The organism is Rhodohalobacter barkolensis (assembly GCF_002834295.1).
Classification (GTDB): Bacteria; Bacteroidota; Rhodothermia; order Balneolales; family Balneolaceae; genus Rhodohalobacter; species Rhodohalobacter barkolensis.
Genome location: NZ_PISP01000007.1, coordinates 32,413 through 55,608 on the forward strand (window position 1 = coordinate 32,413; position 23,196 = coordinate 55,608).

Annotated in this window: 14 protein-coding genes and 2 tRNA genes; 6 read left to right on the forward strand and 10 right to left on the reverse strand. The window is 44.4% G+C overall.

Going from position 1 to position 23,196, the window contains the following annotated elements; translation table 11 throughout:
- Positions 1–152: 152 nt before the first annotated feature.
- Positions 153–1,886, forward strand: a complete 1,734-nt coding sequence (locus tag CWD77_RS15330; protein ID WP_101074488.1) for a Na+/H+ antiporter NhaC family protein — start codon at positions 153–155, stop codon at positions 1,884–1,886.
- A gap of 1,059 nt (positions 1,887–2,945) precedes the next feature.
- Here CWD77_RS15330 and CWD77_RS15335 read toward each other — a convergent pair.
- Positions 2,946–3,017: transfer RNA gene (locus tag CWD77_RS15335), tRNA-Thr, on the reverse strand.
- Positions 3,018–3,149: 132 nt separating this feature from the next.
- Between CWD77_RS15335 and CWD77_RS15340 the strand changes: the two genes are divergently transcribed.
- Positions 3,150–3,222 (forward strand) — tRNA-Arg (locus CWD77_RS15340).
- A gap of 153 nt (positions 3,223–3,375) precedes the next feature.
- Here the strand turns inward: CWD77_RS15340 and CWD77_RS15345 are convergent.
- The 4 genes from CWD77_RS15345 to CWD77_RS15360 all read right to left on the reverse strand — a co-directional run bounded on the left by CWD77_RS15345 (position 3,376) and on the right by CWD77_RS15360 (position 7,788).
- Positions 3,376–4,287: a DUF697 domain-containing protein gene (locus CWD77_RS15345; RefSeq protein WP_101074489.1), complete on the reverse strand. Its 912-nt coding sequence runs from the start codon at positions 4,285–4,287 to the stop codon at positions 3,376–3,378.
- Positions 4,288–4,325: 38 nt separating this feature from the next.
- The gene (locus CWD77_RS15350; RefSeq protein ID WP_101074490.1) at positions 4,326–4,541 is read right to left on the reverse strand and encodes a DNA-binding protein; all 216 of its coding nucleotides are present in this window, start codon (positions 4,539–4,541) and stop codon (positions 4,326–4,328) included.
- Positions 4,542–4,557: 16 nt separating this feature from the next.
- Positions 4,558–6,291 (reverse strand): DUF885 domain-containing protein, encoded by a 1,734-nt coding sequence (locus tag CWD77_RS15355; protein ID WP_101074491.1) that lies wholly within the window; start codon positions 6,289–6,291, stop codon positions 4,558–4,560.
- A 75-nt stretch (positions 6,292–6,366) separates the two neighbouring features.
- Complete coding sequence (locus CWD77_RS15360; protein WP_101074492.1) at positions 6,367–7,788, reverse strand: DASH family cryptochrome; 1,422 nt, start codon at positions 7,786–7,788, stop codon at positions 6,367–6,369.
- A 157-nt stretch (positions 7,789–7,945) separates the two neighbouring features.
- On the opposite strand from CWD77_RS15360, the gene CWD77_RS15365 reads away from it, so the two are divergent.
- The 3 genes from CWD77_RS15365 to CWD77_RS15375 all read left to right on the forward strand — a co-directional run bounded on the left by CWD77_RS15365 (position 7,946) and on the right by CWD77_RS15375 (position 11,852).
- Positions 7,946–9,181, forward strand: a complete 1,236-nt coding sequence (locus tag CWD77_RS15365) for a hypothetical protein (protein WP_101074493.1) — start codon at positions 7,946–7,948, stop codon at positions 9,179–9,181.
- Positions 9,182–9,315: 134 nt separating this feature from the next.
- Positions 9,316–10,938 (forward strand): BCCT family transporter, encoded by a 1,623-nt coding sequence (locus CWD77_RS15370; protein WP_101074494.1) that lies wholly within the window; start codon positions 9,316–9,318, stop codon positions 10,936–10,938.
- 8 nt (positions 10,939–10,946) lie between these two features.
- Positions 10,947–11,852: a universal stress protein gene (locus tag CWD77_RS15375; RefSeq protein ID WP_101074495.1), complete on the forward strand. Its 906-nt coding sequence runs from the start codon at positions 10,947–10,949 to the stop codon at positions 11,850–11,852.
- Positions 11,853–11,926: 74 nt separating this feature from the next.
- Here the strand turns inward: CWD77_RS15375 and CWD77_RS15380 are convergent, their stop codons facing one another.
- Both CWD77_RS15380 and CWD77_RS15385 read right to left on the reverse strand, forming a co-directional pair.
- The gene (locus CWD77_RS15380; RefSeq protein WP_101074496.1) at positions 11,927–13,210 is read right to left on the reverse strand and encodes a metal-dependent hydrolase family protein; all 1,284 of its coding nucleotides are present in this window, start codon (positions 13,208–13,210) and stop codon (positions 11,927–11,929) included.
- Between the two features lie 91 nt (positions 13,211–13,301).
- Positions 13,302–14,972, reverse strand: a complete 1,671-nt coding sequence (locus CWD77_RS15385) for a M1 family metallopeptidase (protein WP_101074497.1) — start codon at positions 14,970–14,972, stop codon at positions 13,302–13,304.
- A 542-nt stretch (positions 14,973–15,514) separates the two neighbouring features.
- Here CWD77_RS15385 and hisS point away from each other — a divergent pair.
- A complete protein-coding gene (gene hisS, locus CWD77_RS15390; protein ID WP_101074498.1) occupies positions 15,515–16,774 on the forward strand; it encodes a histidine--tRNA ligase in 1,260 nt (419 codons plus the stop codon).
- Between the two features lie 31 nt (positions 16,775–16,805).
- Here the strand turns inward: hisS and CWD77_RS15395 are convergent, their stop codons facing one another.
- From CWD77_RS15395 to CWD77_RS15405, 3 genes are all read right to left on the reverse strand, one after another.
- Entirely contained in the window at positions 16,806–18,674 is a 1,869-nt protein-coding gene (locus CWD77_RS15395) for a SulP family inorganic anion transporter (RefSeq protein ID WP_101074499.1), read from the reverse strand.
- Between the two features lie 157 nt (positions 18,675–18,831).
- Positions 18,832–20,958 (reverse strand): amino acid permease, encoded by a 2,127-nt coding sequence (locus tag CWD77_RS15400; protein ID WP_101074500.1) that lies wholly within the window; start codon positions 20,956–20,958, stop codon positions 18,832–18,834.
- Between the two features lie 76 nt (positions 20,959–21,034).
- Entirely contained in the window at positions 21,035–23,194 is a 2,160-nt protein-coding gene (locus tag CWD77_RS15405) for a cation:proton antiporter domain-containing protein (RefSeq protein ID WP_101074501.1), read from the reverse strand.
- Positions 23,195–23,196 lie beyond the last annotated feature (2 nt).

The window sequence follows — 23,196 nt, forward strand, 5'->3', positions numbered from 1 at the left end:
CTCAGTGTCTTTTAGCTCATTTCCTAATCAGATTGGCTAATAAAATATTATCACGTAGTAGCATCTACCCAACTTTCAATATTTAAATTGTATTTAATGGCAATGCTTGTATTTTCAATGCAGAAAAAAATGTTTACCAAGCTCTTATTGAAATGAAAAAATTTGGCTTTATAATCGGTTTTATTCTTCTTTCCACACTGTTTTTCGGATGGTTCGATGTCCATGCAATGATGCAGGAAGAGCCAACGGAAAACGGATATTACGGAACCTGGATCAGTTTACTCCCTCCCATCGTTGCAATTGGCCTGGCACTGATCACACGTGAAGTTGTTCTTTCGCTGTTTGCAGGAATCTGGATCGGGGCCCTTTTTATTGTGAGTCTGAATCCATTTGCAGGTACAGCAGAATCGCTGGATTTGCTGGTTAACGCTCTGGTAAATGCCGATCATATCGCTATTATCGTTTTTAGCATGCTTCTCGGTGGAATGGTTGGTGTGATGTCGCGAGGCGGTGGAACACAGGGTGCTGTTGATATACTTGGCAAGTTTGCCACAAATCGAAAGAAGGGACAACTTCTATCTTGGGCTTCTGCACTGTTTATCTTTTTTGATGACTACGCCAACACGCTCATTCGCGGAAATGCTCTTCGCCCGATGACGGATCGACTGAATATCTCCCGTGAAAAACTTGCCTACATTGTAGACTCCACAGCGGCACCTCTGGCCGTAAGTGCAGTCATCACCACGTGGATTGGTTTTGAAATTACACAGATTCAGAATTCACTCTCCGGAATTGCAGAACAGACTACCGATCCTGAACTGGCTGCCCAACTGATGGCCGGAGCCGATAATGCCTTTACGATTTTCCTACACTCTGTCCCCTATCTTTTCTACCCGCTACTTGCGCTTGCCTTTGTTCTGATGACCATCATCATGAAGCGTGAGTTTGGTCCTATGTATGATGCTGAAAAAAGAGCAGCTTCAGGTAACGGGGTGATTCGCGAGGGGTCGATGCCGGCTACAGATACCAGTTTATCCAGTCTTCAGCCAAAAGAAGGCAAGCCAAAACGTTGGCAGAATGCCGCGTTCCCGGTTATTTCAGTTATTCTGGTAGCTCTTTATGGACTTTACAGCACAGGAAGTGCAGGTTTAGTAGCCGGCGAAGGCGGGCTAACCGCTATTATCGGTAATGCCGATCCTTTTGCCGCACTGCTTTGGGCGTCATTCACAGGTTGTATCGTAGCTATTGGGCTGGTCGTCTTTCAAAAGGTGTTGACACTCAATGAGGCGCTTGAATCATGGGTAGGCGGCATGCAGTCGATGTTGATGGCGGTTATCATTTTAATTCTGGCTTGGGGACTTGGCGGTGTGACGCAGGAAATCGGAACCGGAACCTATCTGGCCGGACTCCTTGAGGATACTCTTCCACTTGCTCTGCTTCCCGGACTTGTTTTCTTCATTGCTGCAGTCACTGCATTCTCTACAGGTACCAGCTGGGGCACCATGGCCATTCTTTTTCCAGTCGTTGTTCCACTGGCCATTGTGATGGGTGCCGGTGTTGGATTTGCAGGAGGAGAAAACTACGGAATTCTTCTTGGGTCTGTCAGTTCGGTAATGGCAGGTGCTGTTTTTGGAGATCACTGTTCACCGATTTCCGATACCACCGTTCTAAGTTCAATGTCTTCGGCGTGTGACCTTATTGACCACGTGAGAACTCAACTTCCATACGCCTTGGTTGTTGCCTTTGTAGCCTTGGTTGTCGGTGAACTACCCGCCGCTTTCGACTGGATCCATCCGGTTTGGGGACTACTGGCAGGGTTAGTAATCCTATACTTCATTCTGAAGTATTTCGGAAAAGATCCCGAAGCCACAGCGGCTCAGGCGTAACAGTTCAGGGGTGATGGTAACTCTTTTTGAGCCGCACCTACGGTGCTGACTTAGTAGACGGGTTACGTGTCTTACAAACATACTGCTCCATCCGGAGCAGCGCCTTAACTTGATGACGATCCTGTAGGTTAAGTTGATTTTTTTCCCGCTTGGCCGATCCTCCTCAGTATTCAGCCCACTAGGGTTAGTTCGTCGTGTTTCACTCATTCCTTGAACACAACAAACCAAAAAATGCCCCGGCAGGGGCATTACATTTGTAAAAAGAAGTAGAAAAGCCACCATACAACTGCCCCGGACGGGGCAGCACAATAGAGTTCCGAAGGAGCGATACAGCTTATAATGAAAGAGGGTTGATCCAACCATATTGCTCCATCCGGAGCTGGCCCAAATTTGATGACACTCTCGTAGATCACATTGCTTTTTTTAAGCCACTTTTCCGAAACATCACAGTACTCAGCCCACTAGGGTTAGTTCGTCGGGTTTCACTCATTCCTTGAACACAGGAAACTAAAAATGCCTCTGAAGGAGCAGCTACGTGCCTGCTAAAGTGTGGGTTTTAGATAATGAAGTATCTCTTCAGGTACCTTACCCCCTTTTTTCTATCAGAAGGCTTACATTCAGATCCATCTTTTGCGCTGATTGCAGACAAAAATGCCCCGGCAGGGGCAATACATTTGTAAAAAAAGGCAGAAAATCCACCGTACAACGGGGCAGTACAACAAAGCTCCGAAGAAACGCACCCTTGCACCTTCCACAACTTAAATGAATCGCACCTACGGCGCTTGCCGTGAGTAGAAACTTTCCACCACTACCCACGTCATGTCCCTGACGGGACAGCTGGCTCCTTTACAAGCTTGTTGAAAAAGTATAAACCCCTCATTCTGTACATCAAGTATTCTCCTGAACTCAAAACCAGATGCAGCAATAACTCTCTAAGCGTAGGCTATTGTCCAAGAAACTCTTCGTCCTATCGGGACGGATATGGGTAGAACATGATATGGTACAGAGCACCTGAAGAGCTCCGTAGGAGCGGCACTCATCCGCATGTTATGAAAAGAGAGCCGGAGATCGGATTTGAACCGACGACCTATTCTTTACGAGAGAATTGCTCTACCCCTGAGCTACTCCGGCTTAAAAAGAGACGCAAATATAAAGAGATTTCTGAGTGCAGATCAATATGATCTAATCATTTCAGTAAAGTCACGCTCCATATACAACCATCAAACCTGAAATTTGTTACCTTTACATCCATCAAAAACAAATGACCCTGTAGTTCAACCGGATAGAACGATAGCCTCCTAAGCTTTAGATCTGGGTTCGAGTCCCGGCGGGGTCACTCCTACTTTTTGTTTGCTTAATCTCTATCAATTCATTCCAAACTTTCATTGGTTGCACACATAAGGAACGAGAAGCCTGTCCCGCCGTAGGGGAATCCGTTAACCAACGGATCGGGAAGGCCCGGCGGGGTCACATTTTTCAACTAAAAACTTTACTCCTCTTTCTTACCTCTTCGAAACGGTTTGGAAGCCAGCCTCAGCGGAGCTTTTCCAATATGCTTTACAACGATCTTTGTTCCATCGTACACAATTCCGGCCAGCATCTTGGCTGCTTCAGCTGTTGCTGAATTCCGGATCGATTGACGGCGCCTTTTTACTAACGTACCGCAATATTGCTGAGCCACTTTTCCTACCCTCAACGTTAAAAAAGCATTTGAGCTCCCGGTAATTACCGAGTTGATCACCATGGTAGTTCCGGGTACAAACGAGAGTACAGAGCCAATTCCCTGCGACATGGACGACTCCACAATCTCGTAGTACTCCGCTTCGTCAATGCTGCTGGCAATGAATGCCGTCACCATCACATTGGTGTAGAGATAACTCAAATCCTTAATAGTCGGTCGCTGAGCATAAATATGGGCGATCTCCCAAATCAACCTGAACTGTAGTCCTAAAATAAATAGTGCATCCAAAGCTCCGTTTTGAGAAATAGCCGTAGTAATGAATGCCCGGTTAGCCGTTCGTTTGATCGATTTATCAGACTCTTTATCTAATACATGAATCGCCTCCCTGACATCATCCACACCGGACACCTGATCCATCTTTACGATGGGATTACCGCCTAATCTCTTTGAAAGATTCTCAATATACCGGTCAAACTCTGCGCCTTCGTCTGTCTCGGGAGGAATTAACCTGCCCGGCAGTTTAAAATAGAGCCATACAGGCGCAAGTACTGCAACGGCTGCTACAATCAAGAACAGAATTAATGAGACCTGACCAAATACAGGATGGATACCTCCCAAAAAGTTTGCAAACTGAATGAGCTGATTTACAATAACAATCAGTATCAGAGCAGAAACAGCAAATGCCGTGATGGTTAAAACTCTTCTTATTTCACGTTTCATCTCATCTTGTTTGAATTGAATTTATTTCGATATCACATTTACTCATCCAGATGCTGCCTATAGAACCAAAACACATATCCACAGTTGTCGCAGATCTTATTCAAAGCATCCCGGTTCAGCCAATCGAAACTGAAAAAGCTCGCTCCTCTTGTATTCATTAGAGTCCTGCGGGTCCAGAATTGATCGTGATCACAAACCGGGCAGGTAATTTTCTTTCCGTCTACCCGAACCTCACTCACTTCTCTATTAGCCATTTTTTCTCTTTTCGACTTAATTGTTCATCCAGTTTAAAACATTGTCCTCTAAAACGCTCAAAGGTACACTTCCTTTGAGAAGAACCACATCATGAAATTCCCTCAAATCAAATTCAGACCCCATTTCTTCCTCAGCCTGCTCCCGAAGTTCACGTATTTTGATCTCACCCATTTTGTAAGCCAGCGCCTGACCCGGCCAGAAAATATAGCGGTTTACTTCAGAACGAATATTGTGCAGTGAAAGTGCGGAGTTTTCTGCCATAAAATCGATCGCTTCCTCACGCGACCATCCTTTCGCATGCATTCCTGTATCCACCACCAACCTCAGTGCCCGCCACATCTCGTAGCTCAATCGTCCAAAATTAGTGTAAGGATCATCATACATACCCACTTCCAGCCCCAGCCGTTCGGAGTAGAGTGCCCACCCTTCGACAAATGCGGTAAATCCGGCCACAGAACGGAACTTGGGCTGATCCTCAAGCTCCTGCTGAAGAGCAATTTGCAGATGATGTCCCGGCACGGCTTCATGAAGAGATAGCGCAGTTACTTCATAGAGCGGGCGGCTCTGCAGATCGTACGTATTTACTGCATAATAACCCGCCCGTGTACCATCGGCAGCACCGCGACTGTAATATGCCGTTGCCGTTCGGGGTGCCAGATAATCGGGAACCGCCATAATTCCATATGGCAGTCTCGGAAGAGTTTTAAAAAGTTCCGGCAGATGACCATCCATGGTTTTCAAAACGTATGCCGTCTCTTTTAATAGCTCATCCGGAGTCTCTGCATAAAATTGAGAATCTGTTCTTAAAAATTCTACAAACGTATCAAAATCATCCCCGTACCCTTCTTCCTCAATAATTTCCATCATTTCATTACGGATTCGCTCCACTTCATTCAGCCCGATATCATGAACCTCATCCGGTGTAATCTCCATGGTGGTGTAAGATTGAACCAGATGCTTGTAATACTCCTCACCACCGGGCAGATCGGTAATTGCAATTTCATCAGCTGCAGCCGGAATGTACTCCTCTTCCAAAAATTGAAGAAGACGTTCAAACTCCGGAATAACGGTTTCTGACAGGACTGATTGAGCTCTCTCCGTCAGTTCACTCTGATCATCTTCTGAAACTGAGTCGGGAAAATCCTCAAAAGGCTCATACAGTCGGCTTTCTGTGACATCACTTGTAATATGAGCTTCAATGGATGGCAGATAATCATCAAATGACTGTCTTGGACGAACAAACCCGATCTCAATTCCCCTGCGCATCCTTTCGATATACCCCGCATTATACTCCCGGAAAGCCTCCAGCCGACTTAAATAGTTCTCATAATCTTCCACATTATTTAACGGCACCCGATTAGCAAGATCGGCAAATGTGGCGTGATAGTCCCACCAGCCATTCAACGGTAGCAGTTGATCATTCAGTTCATAAGAACGGATGGCATTCTGAATCTGCAACTCAAAAATATCGTAATTCACCTGCTGCAGAGACGAAAGATCCTCTTTGGAGATTCGACTCAGTCTCTCCTGAAATTCAATATTTCGCTGATAGTTTTCTTCAAGGCCATCAAGGGAAGTATCTGCAAGGCGGTCGTTCCATTCATGCACTCCCTGATCTGTAGCCATCATCGGATTTGATTCCAGCGAATATCGCCAGTAGTCATCAAAAAGGTTATCGAGGCGCCGCTCATTTGAAATGCAAGATGAAAATAGAAATACGAAGAATAGAAGAAGAATATTTCTGAACATGAAAGCCAATGTAGTTTGAATTACAGTCGCTTCATGTTAATGCGGAAAGGTCACTGAGTCAAGTTGAACCGTAACTCATCCTCGTTTTTTAATCTCCTCATAGCTATCCTCCAGATTAATCATCGGTTTTGGATAATCTTGCCCGACAATGCACTCATTCAGTTTTTGCTGATCTTCACTCATCTTCCACGGCTCGTGCACAAATTCATCCGGCACATATTTCAACTCCTGCAGCCAGTGGCGAACATACTCCCCATTTGGATCATACTTCTGAGCCTGTCCCACAATATTGAAATAACGGTTCCGGGGATCGTGACCCACGGTAGAGTTATACGCCCAGTTTCCCCAGTTGCTGCACACATCGTAATCGATCAGCATCGACTCAAACCAGGAGGCTCCCCATCGCCAGTCGAAATTCAGATTCTGAGCCAAAAAACTAGCCACATTTTGCCTCCCCCGATTACTCATGTATCCGGTCTGCTTTAACTCTCGCATATTTGCGTCAATAAAAGGTATTCCGGTGGTGCCATCTCTCCACTTCTGGAAAATGTTTTCATCTGTTCGCTTATCCAGACTTTTCTGCTGAATCCCTCCCAGTTTAAATATCTTATCGCCGTGTTTGCGGGCAGAATATCTGAAATAGTCACGCCAGATCAGCTCAAATTTCATCCAATAGGTTGATACGTTTTCATGAACCTCCCGCTCATATTTTTCAACCTGATGATGGATCGACCTCGCTGAAAGACATCCATGAGCCAGCCAGGGAGAAAATTTGGATGAGAAATCCGCACCAAGCAAACCGTTTCTCTTATACTTGTAATTACGAAGCTCATCAGATTCAAAAAAGTAGTGGTTCAGTCTTTTCCAGGCCTCTTCTTCTCCACCTTTGAATTCTAAAACTGAACGATCATCGGCAGGTGGGGCATTAAGTCCTAAGTCTTTCAGATGTGGAATTTCGCCCGGATCATCCACTGAAATAAACTCCGGATGATTGGGAACCGGCAGCGGATCACGAATCATAGAACTCTTTTCGATTTTTTTCCTGAATTGAGTAAATACATCAGGTATTTCATCCGGTTGAAACGGTAGATCTTCGGGGTGAACCATCTCGTGTCCCCAATATTTTTTTATACGTATTTCTACTGAATTTTCTATACGTAGTTCTACGTTCTTCTCTTCTGATGTGACCTCCCCGTGGAAAAAGAGATTCTCAATTTGGAGTTCTTTAATCAACTTTGGGATGATCTCTTCCGGATTACCTTGCCTGATTATTAGATCGCCACCCAACTTTCTAAAAGTAGAACGTAAAGCAGAAACAGACTTGATCAGAAATTGTGCTCGTAGTGAGTTTGTTTTTGGGAATCCATATGTTGTTGTTTCAAAATGCCGAGGATCAAAACAGTAAACAGCTGCAACTTTTCCGGCCTCTGATGCACGCACAAGAGGCTCATGATCTTTCACTCTAAGATCGTTTCTAAACCAAATAAGTGTTTTCATCCGCTAAAGATTGTTTTAAAAACTTCTCATAAACGGTAACCAAACAATACTTTAGCGATGAACAATTCCAATATTCAGAAGTTTTGGAATTATTCGACCTAATTTCTTTTTATATGAGTGTGGAATTCGTAAATCAATGCTAACTAACAAATTAACAATGAGAGGATTATACAAACTGACTACTACTTTATTGATAGGTGTAATTTTCACCTTATTCACCGGATTGCTTTTTGTTGCAGAAGCACAATCTGACGAGGAGTCGTCGCTGCATGTTGGCGGGGCTCTGCGATATAATATGATACTGACCAGTTATGAGAGTGACATGGATGCTCAAAGCTCTCAATTTACCTGGGACACATGGAGAATTAATGTTCTTTATGATAATCCGGGCGGAATCGGTCTGAATTTTGAATATCGATTCTACCCTACTTTTGGAACCCATTTTATTAAACAGGGGTGGCTCGAATATGATTTCAACGAGCAGACACAAATGCAGTTGGGTGTAACACAAGTACCGTTTGGTAATCTTCAGTACAACTCAAACAACTGGTGGTTCAGCTTGCCCTACTATGTTGGGTTAGAGGATGATCACGATATGGGTGTAAAAGTTACCCGTACCACGGACAACATGCAGTGGGATTTTGCCTACTTCTTTCAGGCTGCACCGGAAGGTCCCGTTAACGGTGCAGGCAATTTTGGAACCGGTGGTTCCGGACGCTACGCATACGATGTGATTCCGGAAGCAAACGCTTCAATTACCGAAAGAAATCAATTTAACGTAAGGGGTGCCTATCAACTGGACAGCGGTGAATTAGGGGCATCTTTCCAATATGGACAGCTCTATAATACTGCGACGGACGTTTTTGATAGCCAGTATGCATTTGCTGTACATGCCGATTATAATGTTGGGAATATTAATATTAAACCGCAGTTCCTCTACTACGGAATGAACGCAACCGACAATGACGGTTCAGATCTGAGTACTGTTTTTATGGGAGCCTACGGAATTCCGTATGAGGTTTCTACTGAAGCTTGGATTGCTACACTCGGGCTTGCCTACTCTTATGATGTGGATTGGGGACCTATCACCAACATCAACTTCTATAACGACTTCAGTTATATGAATAACACAATTGGTGAAGGCACAACTACCAGAGCAACAGGAGATAACCTCACCCTTGGCGATAACTTTGAATATACGGTCCAGAATATCACCGGCTTTTTGGTTACTGCCGGACCGGTATTTACCTATTTCGACATAGCTCAGGGAATCAATCAGCCCTGGTTGACCGATAACTTTGGCGTGGGAGTTGGCCCGGGCCATGAAGATCTTGGCATTGGCGAATCTGAGTACAATATCCGATTCAATATTAACATTGGATTCTATTTCTAACCAACGGATTAAATTATTATCCTAATTGTGTTTAGCGACTGAATGTTTAATCACAGATATTTTATCTGTGAAAGTCGCTCTTTAACCAAACTCAGTCGCTGAGCGCATTAACCTAAATCTAAGGTGTAATACGTATGGCTTTACGAGGACAAGACGACAAGCCGGAGTCAAAAAAAACCGGCATCAATCGTTTGTTTGATATACACAAACCGGTCTTTTGGCCGTCAGTAATTCTAATCACAGTTCTGATCGTTGGAACACTGTGGGCCGGTGAGGCAGCAGAAGAAACCTTTAGCGCTATTCAAGCCGGTATTACAAGTTGGGCAAGCTGGCTCTTTGTAGCTGCCGTAAATATTTTCATCGGTTTTGCACTCTATTTTGCATTCAGCAAATATGGAAGTATTCGTTTAGGCGGAGAAGATGCCGAACCCGATTTCAGCACCATGGCATGGTTTGCAATGTTATTTAGTGCCGGTATGGGTATCGGTTTGATGTTTTTTGCCGTAGCCGAACCAATGTGGCATCTGCTCTATCCGCCACATGCAGAAAGTGGCACAATTGAAGCTACCCGCGATGCAATGGGGGTAACATTCCTTCATTGGGGATTACACGCATGGGCTGTTTATGCTATTGTAGCTTTGGCACTTGCATTTTTTGCTTTCAACAGGAAACTGCCTCTCTCTTTTCGATCGGTTTTTTACCCACTGTTAGGTGATCGTATTAACGGATGGATGGGCGATATCATTGATGTTCTGGCAGTTCTGGCAACACTCTTTGGCTTAGCTACCTCTTTAGGCCTTGGAGCTTCGCAAGCCGGGGCCGGTATGGAATATGTGTTTGGACTTGAGAATACAACCATGCTTCAAGTCATCATCATTGTCGGTGTAACAGCAATTGCTACAATTTCTGTTGTGCTCGGTATTGACAAGGGTGTTAAGGTTTTAAGTGAGTTCAATATCCGTATTGCGGCTCTCTTTCTACTGTTTATCCTTGTTGTTGGACCGACATTCTTTATACTCAGCTCCTTTATCCAAAATATCGGGCATTATGCACAAAACTTTCCATCTTTTGCATTCTGGACTCAGTCATACGAAGAGGGTGAATTTATGTCCACCTGGACTGTATTTTACTGGGCGTGGTGGATTTCCTGGTCGCCATATGTGGGTATGTTTATTGCCCGAATTTCCAGGGGCCGTACCGTCAAGCAGTTTGTACTTGGAGTTCTGATTGTGCCGACTCTCATCACATTCTTGTGGATGAGCGGATTTGGCGGAAGTGCAATTTTTCTGGAAACAAACGGAATTGCCGAGATTGCAGCAGCTGTTGAGGCGGATCAAACAACATCGCTATTCATTCTGCTTGATCAATTTCCATGGGCAACGATAACATCGTTTCTGGCCATAATTCTGGTACTCAGTTTCTTTGTGACTTCGTCTGACTCAGGTTCTTTAGTAATTGATGGTCTGACAAGCGGCGGTAAACTGGATGCCCCTGTGGGCCAGCGAATTTTCTGGGCTTCCACTGAGGGACTTGTCGCAGCCGTACTGCTGGTTGGTGGCGGTCTTACCGCACTCCAGGCCGGTGCTATAAGTACAGGCCTTCCATTTGTGATCGTTCTGCTTGTGATGTGCTACAGTTTACAACAAGGACTGCAGCAAGAGCATGAAGATCTGCAGAGAATTGACAAAGATAAAGAGCGACAATCGTACAGAGAGCTCGTTACGAATGCTATTAAAAAACAGAAAAAATCGGATTAGAGGATATTATGAAAGATTCTAAACACTGGTTAGCATGTCTCGACCTGTCCAATATGGACGATGTTTTAATTGGGTACACTGCTTTTTTAACATCTATTGTGAAGCCTAAAACAATCACCTTTTTCCATACGATTGAATCAGGCCCCACAGCACTGGAAATTGTCGAACAATTTCCGGAAATAGACTCAGAAGAAGAGTTCCTGGATCTTATTCGAAATGAGCTTCATGAAAAAATATCCGGGCATTTTGATGATGAGTCTATAGAAATCAGAATTGTCATTAAACAGGGGAAACCGACAGATCAAATCATTGAACTGACTAATTCGCTGGAGCCCGATCTTATCTTAATGGGTAAGAAAATCGGGTATGCCGGTGAAGGTGTTATTCCCCGCCGAATTCTAAAGTATGTATCAGCCTCTGTACTGTTTATACCGGAAAACAGCCGTTACAGCTTAGAAAATATTCTCGTTCCGGTCGACTTTTCTGAACAGTCGGCCAAAGCGGTTCAAACCGCCAGTAGTTTGGTGGATGGTGGTCATGTTACCGCTCAGCATATCTATCGGTATCGGGCACAGTTCTTCCCTTATACACTATCGGATGAGGAGAAGAGAGAAGTGGATAAGAAGATTGAGAAAAAGATGAAGTCTTTTCAGAATGAAAACGGCATTTCAGATAGTGTCAATTTTGTTTTGACACTGCATAAAAAAGGCAAAGTAGCGGATGAGGTATATAATCAGGTTGTTAAAGATCAGGTTGACTTCATCATCGTATCAGCCAAATCCAAAAAGATAAGCAGTATAATCAGTCACGATTTTACCGACAAAATGGTCGATTATGCTTTTGGCATTCCACTGCTTGTACAGAAAAATAAAGAGAGGCATAGTAAATTTTTACGAGCCCTTCTTGGAGATTAAACTAAAATAAACTCCCAAATAAAAAGCCCGGTTTTAGCGCCGGGCTTTTTTTATGCAAATAATTTTCGGTGATTCTATTCACTTTTATAAACTATTCCTTCCTTCATCACAAAATTAACGTTTTCCAGCACTGAGATATCACTTAAAGGATTCCCTGAAACCGCAATAATATCGGCTGACTTCCCGGCTTCTATGGAACCAATTTCGTTTTCGAGTCCAAGAACAACGGATGCCGTTTGAGTAGCACTTAACAGAGCTTCAATCTCCGGCATACCCGCTTCTACCATAAAACCGAACTCCTTGGCGTTATCGCCGTGATGAAAAACACCGGCATCTGTTCCGAAGGCTATTTTCACACCGTAGCGATACGCTTCTCCGAAGGTGTTCTGAATTAGCGGGCCAATTTCACGTGCCTTTGGAACCACCAGTGGCGGATAGTACCCCTCCACTTCAGCTTTTTCGGCGACAAACTTACCGGCCGTAATAGTTGGCACGTAGTAGGTATCATTATCAACCATCGCCTGCATTACTTCCTCGTCCATGTAGGTTCCGTGCTCAATGGTATGCACTCCGGCTTTCACTGCTCTCAACATTCCCTCCTTACCGTGGGCATGGGCTGCAACGTGCATCTCGTAGTCGCGCGCGGTCTCAATAATCGCCTCCAGTTCATCTTCCATAAACTGTGGATTTTGTCCCGATTTCGCCACGCTCAGAACTCCGCCAGTGGAGGTGATTTTGATATGGTCTACACCCAGCTTATAATTCTGCCTAACGGCCTCACGAGCTTCATCAGCTCCATTCACCACACCCGATTCGGGGCCGGGATTCCCCATCAGTTCCCTTTTAAAGCTATTGGTTGGATCGGCATGACCGCCGGTTGTAGCCAGTGACTTTCCAACACTGATGACCCGAGGGCCATCAACATATCCGGTCCGAATTGCATCACGAAGGGAGGTATTAACTCCGGTTCCTCCCAGATCCCGAACAGTAGTAAAACCTGCCAAAAGTGTTTTTTTTGCATTCCGAGAAGATTCAAATGCGATATCCTCCGGGTTTTTGGTAAAACGATCGAGGTACCGGTCGGGACCTGTTTCATTTTCCAGGTGTACATGCAAATCAATAAATCCTGGCAGTACCGTTTTATCACTCAAATCAATGAGCACGCTTTCTGAATCCGGATTCAGCAGTCCATCGCGGACATCCACAATCCGGCCGTCGTCAACAATAATGGTAACATTTGACCTCATCTGTTCACCGGTCCCGTCAAACAGCGATCCGGCATGAATATAGGTTTGTTGAGCAACCAGCGAGCTGCTCATAGCTACAAAAAGGGTGAGTAGTAAAAGTCGAAGAGTCATAAATGGATTGGTTTAGTTGGAGTAATTATTCAAAATAATAAATATCGATAGTCACATTTTCAGCTGGTACCAAAAATATTAACCGTAAGTCCTATAATTCTTTCAAAATCCAGTGATTCGGATCTGCTTCCATATCAGCAGACTCCGGTATTTCTAAAGTAATCCGGTTATTCTCCGGTACAAGTGTCACCATTTCATTGTTAATTCTGACTTCCACCGGCATCGGGAAGTCGATTCCATTTGGCACATCCCACTCCATAACTACCTGAAGTCCTGCACGGGTAATATTCAGAGCCGGAAGCTCTGCCTGGCGCAAATAGACCTCAAAAAGCCAATCCAGATCTATCCCTGAAATCTCCTCTGACAGATAAAGCAGATCATCTGTGGTTGCATATCGTACCTGTTCACCGGTCGTAGTGTTTTCCAATTCTTCCGTTGGATACGCGAATTTCCTTAAAATCTCAAAAAAGTGATCCTCTCCCACTACATATCTTAGTGTGTGCATAAACCAAGCCCCCTTGTAGTAGACATCTCCGCCGCGTTCTCCTTCCCTAATATCCAGCGAACTCATTGATGACTCCCTGGGAGCAGTTGCTCTATTTGATGTAATTCTAGTTCTCAAGAATTCCATCATTTCGCGGTACGATTCCATCCCGTTTAGATGTTCAGCATACAACGGCTGCATGTAGGTACCAATTCCTTCATGAATCCAGAAATCGCGCCAGTCCCAGGCGGTTACTAAGTTTCCCCACCACTCGTGAGCCAGTTCGTGTTGATGGAGATCGTCAAACCCCGCATCTTGTCCAAACAAATTATCGTTCTCAAAGCTTGCTCCATATGCGATAATAGATTGATGCTCCATACCCAGATAGGGTGAATGAGCTACTCCATATTTATCTGCCCGGAAAGGGTAAGGACCGGCAGTCTCTTCCAGAAATCGAATCTGTTCAGCAAACTGTGGAAAAAGCCACTCGCTCTCTTCACGAAATTCAGGCAGATACCAGAACTTGATCTCCATTTCATCACCCGCCGTGCTGGTATACGTTTCCGACATGGTTTCGTATGGAGCCGCGTTGACAGTAACGTTATAGTTATTAATCGGTGTTGAAACAAACCAATGGGACGTTTTCCATCCATCTTCGTGGTCGGTGACTCCCCTGTCACGGCCATTTGACGCCACAACCAGATTATCCGGCATCGTAAAATTGATGGCTACCGAATCGGCCTTATCCGTAGGGTGATCTTTATTTGGCCACCAAACCCATGCCCCAAGTGATTGAAGGGCAGCACCTACCCACGGTTCTCCTGATGGTGTTCTTTTCCATACCAAACCGCCATCCCATGGCGGATTATCACCCACTCGGGGTATCCCGGAATACTCGATTTCAAGAGCTGTCGACCGTCCGGGCTGAAGGGTTTCCGGAAAATAGACATAAAAAGTTTTGGAGGTATCACTACGCTCTATCTTAACAGCTCGCTCTGGTTCGTCTTCAGTCCAGTTCACTGACGATATTTCAAGTTTTGGATCCAGGTCCAGCGCAACCACATTTGTAGGATGTACCACATTAAAATGGACCCCAACCCTGCCGTCTACAGTACTGTCAGCCGGATTCAGTTTCAAATTCAAATCATAAAAAAAGACATCATAAGATGATTTTTCGGGTGGTAACTCCCCTCCCGATTCGTACACAACTTCCTGAGCTGTGGCTGTGGAACTCATGATGAGTAAGAAAGCTGTGATCAGTAATGAAATTCTTGCCATGATTATAGATTAGTTTTCACGTATCAAATAGAGAATCTTTCTTTCTGAACATATCATCAATATACTCTCAAAAACGGAAGTCAGAAACCTACCTTGTCAAAATAGAAAATTTAAGGATAGTCGCTATGAATGATTCTCAATCATTTTATGAATTTAAAATACCGGTAGGAGGCTCCGATGGAGCCATAATATATTTCCTGTTTTGTACTTCTAACAAGATTTTTCTTCGGAGTGGGTTCGGTAATCAATCCAGGCATCTTAGAATTCTAAACAGATTTTCACGTATGGTCACTTAATGAGAATTTTTTTAATCATAAATTAACCCCCCCTTTTTTCTCGCAGATTTACGCAGAAAAATTTCACAGATTCTCACAGAAACTCTGCGTAAATCCGCGGTTAACTCAGCGAACCTCCGCGAGAAACCATTCCATTCCTTGTTTTACCTTTCCCTCAAACATCATACATCCATCTTACTATCTTTGCCAAATCAACCTTATCTTTGCATCGGACAATTAAAAACTTTGAAATTTGGTAACTAAACAATGGCCCAGGCAAAATATACCACTCACCTCGGGATGGTTGATATCCTCCCCGATGACGTTCGAAAATGGCAATATCTCGAAAACCTGATTCGTGAGGAGGCCGAAAAGTTCAACCTTGAAGAGATTCGCACTCCCATAATGGAACAGACCGAGCTGATTGTACGGGGTTTGGGTCAGCTGACCGATATCGTTTCTAAAGAGATTTTCTCTTTCAGCCGGGGTGAAGATAATTATGTTTTGCGTCCAGAGCTTACTGCGCCGGTGGTTCGTTCCTATGTGGAAAATCATCTTGACCAGCGTGGCGGCTCTCAAAAACTATTTTACATTGGCCCAATGTTTCGTGCCGAACGACCGCAAAAAGGCCGGCAGCGTCAGTTTCATCAGTTTGGAGCGGAAGTGATTGGCAGTGACGACCCGATAGCCGATGTGGAAGTAATCGCTTTTATGATCCACATCTACAACAAAGTGGGGATTACCAATACATCACTGAAGCTAAACTCCATCGGAGATCCGGAGAGCCGTGAAAAATACAAGGAGGCTTTGAAAGCTCATCTGAAGCCCAATTTTGATCAATTAAGCGACGTATCAAAGAAACGTTTTGAGAATAACCCACTCAGAATTCTGGATTCCAAAGAGGAAGAAGACCAACCGTTTATTGAATCTGCCCCGGTCATTACAGACTATCTGGGCGAAGAATCCCTTGCCCATTACAAGAAAGTAAAAGAGTATCTCTCCGACTTAGATATCCCATTTGAGGAAGATCCCTATCTGGTTCGCGGAATGGACTACTATACCCAGACTGCGTTTGAACTGATCAGCCCCGATCTCGGTGCACAGGACGCTCTTGCAGGTGGTGGACGATATGATCTTTTGGTTGAGGAAATTGGAGGTCAGCCTACACCGGCAGTTGGATTTGCAGCCGGAATGGAACGCCTGTTTATAGCCTGCGAAGAGCTTGGAATTAAACTTGGGTCCGAGAAAAAAGTAGATGTCTACATCGTAACACTGGGTGATGAAGCCCGGCGATGGGGACTTAGCAAACTTCCAATTTTGCGTGAACACGGACTTTCGGCTACGATGGACTACATGGGGCGGTCGATGAAAGCGCAGATGAAGGACGCCAATCGGGAGAATGCGCAGTACACACTAATCGTGGGTGGAAATGAGCTTACAGAAGGAAAATTCACCCTGCGAAATATGGTGGAGAGTGAAGAGAACTCACTGGAATTTGATGAGATCCTGAAAAAATTGAGCAAATAATTGCTCTGATATAAAAACTAAGAAGGCTGCCTCAGTCGATGTTTTTCAGGTAATCACTGAGTCGGTGAGGTGGCTTTTTCTCTTCCTGATTTTCCGGTTGCTCCTTTTCTTTTTTATCCTCGTTCTCTTCCTCACTTTCACGATTTTCTTTATCAAGTTCACTTTGATACTCCTCCCGGTCACTGTCGCTCTTCTCTTTTGCATCCCACTTATTCAGCAGAAACTTAACCGCTTTATGCGTGGTGTTGTGAAAATGTGCCCCACCCATTTCGCGGGCCAGACCGGATTTAAGCAAGAGATCCAGAACCGGTTTTTTAAGTCCGGCAAAATGAAGTTCGATATCCCATTTCTCAAGAGTTTCCACCACAGACTGAAATACTTCAATAGCGGTTGTATCCAGATCATTAATACTCTTTGCATCCACAATAATTGCACGGATTTTCTTATTACTCTCCTCACTCTTCTGTATGATGAAATCCTTAATGATCTCTGCATTGTTAAAAGCTATAGAGGTGTCAAACCGAAGGATCAGGATCTCTTCAATAGGCATCGCTTTCGGATTCCGGTCCACATCCCTGAACTCTCTGGAACCGTGTACATGCCCTAAAACAGACATATTTGGACGGCTTGAATGGTAGAGTACTGCAATTAGCGAAGCACTTATACCCAGTAAAATCCCTTCCTGAATACCAATCACCAATACGCTTAAAGCTGTAAATATTGCGATGTATGCATCTTCCGGTTTAGTTCTGAAAAAGTAACGAATCTCTTTCAGGTCGATCATTGAAATTGTAGCTGCAATGATGATTGCAGCAAGTGCCGGAATGGGTATGTAGTAAAAAAGAGGTGTTAGAAAGACAAGTGCTAAACCGATAACAAGAGCTACGAATACATTAGAAAGTGCCGTTTTTCGGCCCGCCTGTTCACTTACCGCTGTTCTCGAAAAACTACCCGAAATCGGTGGGCTCTGGAAAAAACTTCCGACCAGATTGGACATCCCTACTGCAAAAAACTCACGATTCGCATTCAGTGGATATTTATATTTGCTCGCAAAGGTTTTGCCTATAGACATTACAGACATTAACTGGACCAATACAAGTGTTGCCGCTGTAGGAATGAGCTGCCTTATATCCTCCAATGTAAACTCGGGCAACTGAAATGAAGGTAGCCCGGATGGAACGACTCCAATAACATCAACCCCAAGCTGCTGAAAGTTCAAAGCCCAGACAGCGACACCTCCTCCTGCGATTAACACAAAAGCTCGCGGAAAAATGGGGAACAGTTTTTTCATAATGAATAGAAACACGATTCCGATGACGCCAATCAGTACAGACATATTATTTACCTGATCAAACTGCTGAATGATCTGCATAATCAGATTCCCAACATATTGAGAGCCTTCGGTTTCCACACCAAAGAAGTTCCCCAGCTGACTTGCTCCAATGATCAATGGCGCAGCGATCATAAATCCGTAAATAACCGGTTTAGAGAGCAAATTCACCAGCCAGCCCATTCGCATTAAAGATAAACTGATGTGAACTACGCCCACAAAAAGTGTAAGCAAAAGGACCACGGAAACATATTGATCTGTTCCGGGATCTGCGATCATACTGGCGCCGGTCGCAATAATTATCATATCCGTAGCAACAGTTCCCAGCGCCAAATGCCTGGATGTTCCAAAAAGCGGATAGATGAGCAGAGGAATTAGTGATCCGTATAAACCGTAGATCGGTGAGAGTCCCGCAATGACGGCGTACGCCATCACCTGAGGTATTTCGATAACTCCAACGGTGACACCCGATTTAAGATCTGCTGAAAATTCTTCTTTGGTATAATCGGGCAGCCAGTTCAATATGTTGAACTGGTTTTTTATCCAGGAAAGGATTGCCGTTGGTTTCATCGATTATTCAGCCTTTGAGATGATCAACTTTTTGTTTGCAGAGAAAGTTAACTCAACCAACCCCAAGAGTCCAACATTTAATCCTGTTAACACAACAGGCGATTTTCGATAGAAAGCAGTAAAATCTCAAACCTGTCTGATTTTATTGACCGGAACCTCAGAGATTCAGCATATTTTTCATCTCTTTGATATCACTCTTATCCCCGATAATGGAGAGTTCATCGTTCTCTTTCAGAATTGATTTTCCGTGAGGGAATATAATATTCCCATCTCGTTTGATGAGGGTAATCAGACTTTCGCCGGGAAGCTCAAGATCTTTCACCTCTTTATCAATCATCGATGCAGTGATATCATTCTTCTTGAGGGTAATATTTATAAACCGTTCATCACGCAGTAATATTTCACGAATTTGTCCTTCATCTTCTGCCGCCATCCAGCGTTCGTAAAAGTCAATACTGTCGATCATTTCAGCCAGGTGAGCGATAATTCTCAGGTGCTGCCCCGACTTCTTCTTCGAGCTGATCAGGTAGATAATACAGTGAATTTTACCGTCTTTCTTCTCTTCATCACTGATATCCTCAAACTCTTCACGGTCCAGTTCAATACCCTCGTGCAATCGAACCAATGCCACTTCTGTATCAACATCATCGTTGATGCGGATATGCTGTAACGCGCTGGTATTCCCCACCGGGATAATGCCATCTTTGTAGTCAGATTCAAACAGCTCAACCAGTTCGCTTTTAGAGTAGCTAATTCTCGTTGATAACTCTTTGCAAACCATTTCAATAATTTCTTCGACAGGAGGACTCTTTTCCAGATCAAATACAGCCGAGCGCCCAATCGCTTTCTCGTACGGATCCTCTTTTCGGAGGCCTTTTTCGCGCATAATGCCACGCATTTCACTCTCAAGCCCTTTGTACTGATACTTTCCCAAACGGGCATGAACATGATAAATGGCTCCTTCGCGCTCAACATTTCCTTTGGAGTAGCTGAAGTACCATGCTACGCTAACCGCGGCAATTGCAAATGTAAAGATAACCGAGAGTAACCCCATTTCAGCAATGAGAAACAAACAGATGAAGAATCCGGCAATTTGCATCCAGGGATACCATGGAGATTTAAACCCGGGATCGTAACCTTCAATTTTACTTTCTCTCATCACGATCACAGAGATATTTAAGATCCCGAAAAGCAACAGCTGAAATGCACTGGCAAGTTTTGCTACGGACTCAACATTAAATACAACCAGAAGAAAAATCATCAGAATTGTAGTGGCTACCGTGGCGATTGTTGGTGTACCGAAACGGCCAAGTTTTGAAAAATAAGTTGGAATTAAATCATCGCGTGCCATTGCCAGCGGGTAACGGGCGGCCGACATGATCCCGGCGTTGGCTGTGGACGCAAAGGCGGCAATAGCAGCAATTACGACCAGTATAAGTCCGGTTTGTCCGGGCAGCCATGTCAGGAATACTTCACCGGCTGTGGCAACCGGGGTTAAATCTTCTTGCAGTGCAGAAGGTTCGAGCACCATCACCATAATAAAAACACCCACAACATAGATAAATGTAGCTGTACCCAGCGAAAGCATCATCCCCAGGGGAATATTTCGGTCCGGATTTTGAACCTCTTCCGATACACTTGCAACTTTCGTTAAACCCGCATACGATACAAATACAAATCCGATGGTGGCAAAGAATCCTTGTGGACCAAACTCAAAAAACGGGGTGAATTCTGATCGTAGAACATCAAAAAAGTCAACATCAACTACTGCAAAAACACCCTGGAAAACGTAGAAAAAGAGAATACTGACCAGGGTGGCCACCATTACATTTTGCAGCCAACTGCTCTCTTTTGCCCCCACAATATTGGTGATACCAAATGCAATAGTCAGCGCAACCGCTACCGGAGTGATCGGAACTTCAATGAAAATAGAGATGTAAGCCCCCATCCCAATCAAAGCAAATGCACTTTTAAAAATGAGTGCTAACCACGATCCTATTCCGCCAACCGTACCGAAGAGCGGGCCCAGACTTCGATCAATAAAATAGTAGGCGCCACCGGCACGGGGCATTGCAGTGGATAGTTCAGCAACACTGAACATGGCCGGCAAAATGAGTATTCCGGCAACAAAATAGGCAAGTACAACAGAGGGACCCGTTTGCGCAGCGGCAAGCCCGGGTAGTAAAAAGAATCCTGAGCTAAACATAGCGCCGGTGCTTATTGCATATACATCAAAGAGTTTCAACTCCTTTTTTAGGCGTTTACTCTTATTTAATTTGGGCATAAATTTTTCTACTGCTGATTCAACTTCTGTAATTGCAGCTTTTAACTTACAACGATTCTTTCAATAATATTTAACCTTATGTGTTAAAAACAATTACCGGGCACGATGCCATTTGGAGAATGCTTTCCACACGCGGCCCGAGATACAGTCGGTTTGATCCCGGTCGAACATTTGTACCTACAACAATAAGGTCAATAGCATTTGATGAGGCCAAATCGGTAATCACTCCCTCAACAGAATCTCCCTTCCGGACCAACGCTTCCGTTTTCACTTCAAAAGCTTCTCCAAGCCTTTTGAGCTCATTTACAGCTTCGTTTGCAAATTGCTGTCTGGATTTAATGTAGGCCTGTTTCGATTTCTGAACAGGTGTTAACTCATTTGTTATCACGTTAAGAGCTACCACCTCTTTACTTCGATCCGATTTAGCAATGAAGAATGCGAGTTCAGCTGCATTTTTAGACTCCGTACTGCCATTGGTTGGAACCAGAATTCTTTCAGGTTCCCAGCCTTTTGAGATCGCTCCGGCCTGCACAATAAGTGTAGGGCAGGGAGCAAAACGTGTAATGAAATCCACTATTGGGCTAAAGAGATGAGAGTGATCTTCCGACCGCTCTGTAGCACCAAGCACAACCAAATCGTAATCTTTTTTAGCTTCATCGATGATCGCATCACCGGGTTTATCGCTCGACACCACCTTCTTCATCACTTCATCGAGGTTGAAATATTCGGCCAATTCATCGAGGTACTCTTCACACTGAGCTCTATCCTTCCCTCTCGATACAGTAAGCAGAGTGAGGGAAATTTTCGTATCCTGACCAATTAACTCAAGAATCTGAGCTTCGGTAGATTGAATATTCTTCTCTCTTACATCACTTGTCTTGCGCGTTCGAACAGGCAGTAATACTCGGTGGATATCGGCCACGAGGCTTTCCGCTTCAAGCTCTTCTTTTTTAAGCCGTTCTTCTTCTTCCTTGCCTATTTCCACTTTACTGAGTACCCACTTGAGAGCTGAAGGTGCCATGAGAGACGTGGCCATCGCCATCACTACAATGATGGAGAACATATCCTGCGAAAGGATTCCAAGCCGAAGACCGATGGTAGCAATAATGATCTCCATGGCTCCACGGGCGTTAAGTCCGGCCCCGAAACTGAGGGATGTCCAGTGATCTTTTTTCCCGATGAAGCGGGCTCCTGTATAGGTTCCCGCCACCTTTCCGAGTGTTGCTATTGCAATTACAATCAGGGTGATTACGATCAGTGTCGGATCAAAAAGATTGATAATATTCACCTTCAAACCGGCTACGGCAAAGAATATAGGTGCAAAAATTCCAAGTGCAAGACTTTCCAGTTTATTAATTACATCTTCGGGCAGACGAGGCATCATGCCAAAAATAATACCCATCACAAATGCACCTAAAATAGCTTCCAGGTTTAAAAGCTGTGTGATGGCACCCCAGAAAAATGCAAGAATAATCACTAAAGAGAGGATTCTGTCTGTACTGACCACTTCATCCTGAACATAGATAAGCAGTTTACGCACCATCCAGCGTCCAATCGTAAAACTCAATATCAAAAATGCTAAAACGCTTCCCACAGTGGTCAGAACCGTACCTGTTGTTACCGCATCACCGGCAGCAATCCCCGCTACAATGGAGAGCAGAATCCATCCAATTGTATCATCACTCATACCGGCAGCCAGTATGGTCTGACCAATATCACGGCGCATCAGGTTCATATCCATCAGCACTTTGGCAATAACCGGTATTGCCGAAATGGCCATGGCCGTTGCAACAAAGAGGGAGAATACAAGGCGCTCATCCGAATCGGCCAATAAAAAATCTGGGAGATGTTGCCCCAGAAAGAATCCTGTGATAAATGTTATAGATATTCCGCCAAAAGATACACTAATAGCTGTTTTAGCATGTCGCTTAATCAGTTGAATATCGGTTTCAAGACCCGTTATCAGAAGCAGAAACATGGCACCCAAGAGCGAGATAACTTCAAGCAGATAACCGCTCACTTCAGTCTGGGGCACAATAAGTTCACCAAATGCAGGGAAAAAACCGGCCAACAAGGACGGCCCCAAAATGATACCGGCTAGAATTTCACCGATAACGGAGGGTTGACCGAGTCTCGTTGCCACTTCGCCAAAAGCCCGGGCAGCCAGAAGCAGTAAACCAACCTGAAAGACAAGTAGAAAAATATCATGATGTGGCGCTGCAGAAAATACGTCCATAG

Excerpts from the sequence above, each read along its gene's own strand:
- CWD77_RS15405 (WP_101074501.1), bottom strand. The coding sequence starts at position 23,194 with ATGGACGTATTTTCTGCAGCGCCACATCATGATATTTTTCTACTTGTC.
- CWD77_RS15400 (WP_101074500.1), bottom strand. The coding sequence starts at position 20,958 with ATGCCCAAATTAAATAAGAGTAAACGCCTAAAAAAGGAGTTGAAACTC.
- hisS (WP_101074498.1), top strand. The coding sequence starts at position 15,515 with ATGGCCCAGGCAAAATATACCACTCACCTCGGGATGGTTGATATCCTC.
- CWD77_RS15355 (WP_101074491.1), bottom strand. The coding sequence starts at position 6,291 with ATGTTCAGAAATATTCTTCTTCTATTCTTCGTATTTCTATTTTCATCT.
- CWD77_RS15330 (WP_101074488.1), top strand. The coding sequence starts at position 153 with ATGAAAAAATTTGGCTTTATAATCGGTTTTATTCTTCTTTCCACACTG.
- CWD77_RS15350 (WP_101074490.1), bottom strand. The coding sequence starts at position 4,541 with ATGGCTAATAGAGAAGTGAGTGAGGTTCGGGTAGACGGAAAGAAAATT.
- CWD77_RS15370 (WP_101074494.1), top strand. The coding sequence starts at position 9,316 with ATGGCTTTACGAGGACAAGACGACAAGCCGGAGTCAAAAAAAACCGGC.
- CWD77_RS15375 (WP_101074495.1), top strand. The coding sequence starts at position 10,947 with ATGAAAGATTCTAAACACTGGTTAGCATGTCTCGACCTGTCCAATATG.
- CWD77_RS15345 (WP_101074489.1), bottom strand. The coding sequence starts at position 4,287 with ATGAAACGTGAAATAAGAAGAGTTTTAACCATCACGGCATTTGCTGTT.
- CWD77_RS15360 (WP_101074492.1), bottom strand. The coding sequence starts at position 7,788 with ATGAAAACACTTATTTGGTTTAGAAACGATCTTAGAGTGAAAGATCAT.
- CWD77_RS15380 (WP_101074496.1), bottom strand. The coding sequence starts at position 13,210 with ATGACTCTTCGACTTTTACTACTCACCCTTTTTGTAGCTATGAGCAGC.
- CWD77_RS15395 (WP_101074499.1), bottom strand. The coding sequence starts at position 18,674 with ATGAAACCAACGGCAATCCTTTCCTGGATAAAAAACCAGTTCAACATA.
- CWD77_RS15365 (WP_101074493.1), top strand. The coding sequence starts at position 7,946 with ATGAGAGGATTATACAAACTGACTACTACTTTATTGATAGGTGTAATT.
- CWD77_RS15385 (WP_101074497.1), bottom strand. The coding sequence starts at position 14,972 with ATGGCAAGAATTTCATTACTGATCACAGCTTTCTTACTCATCATGAGT.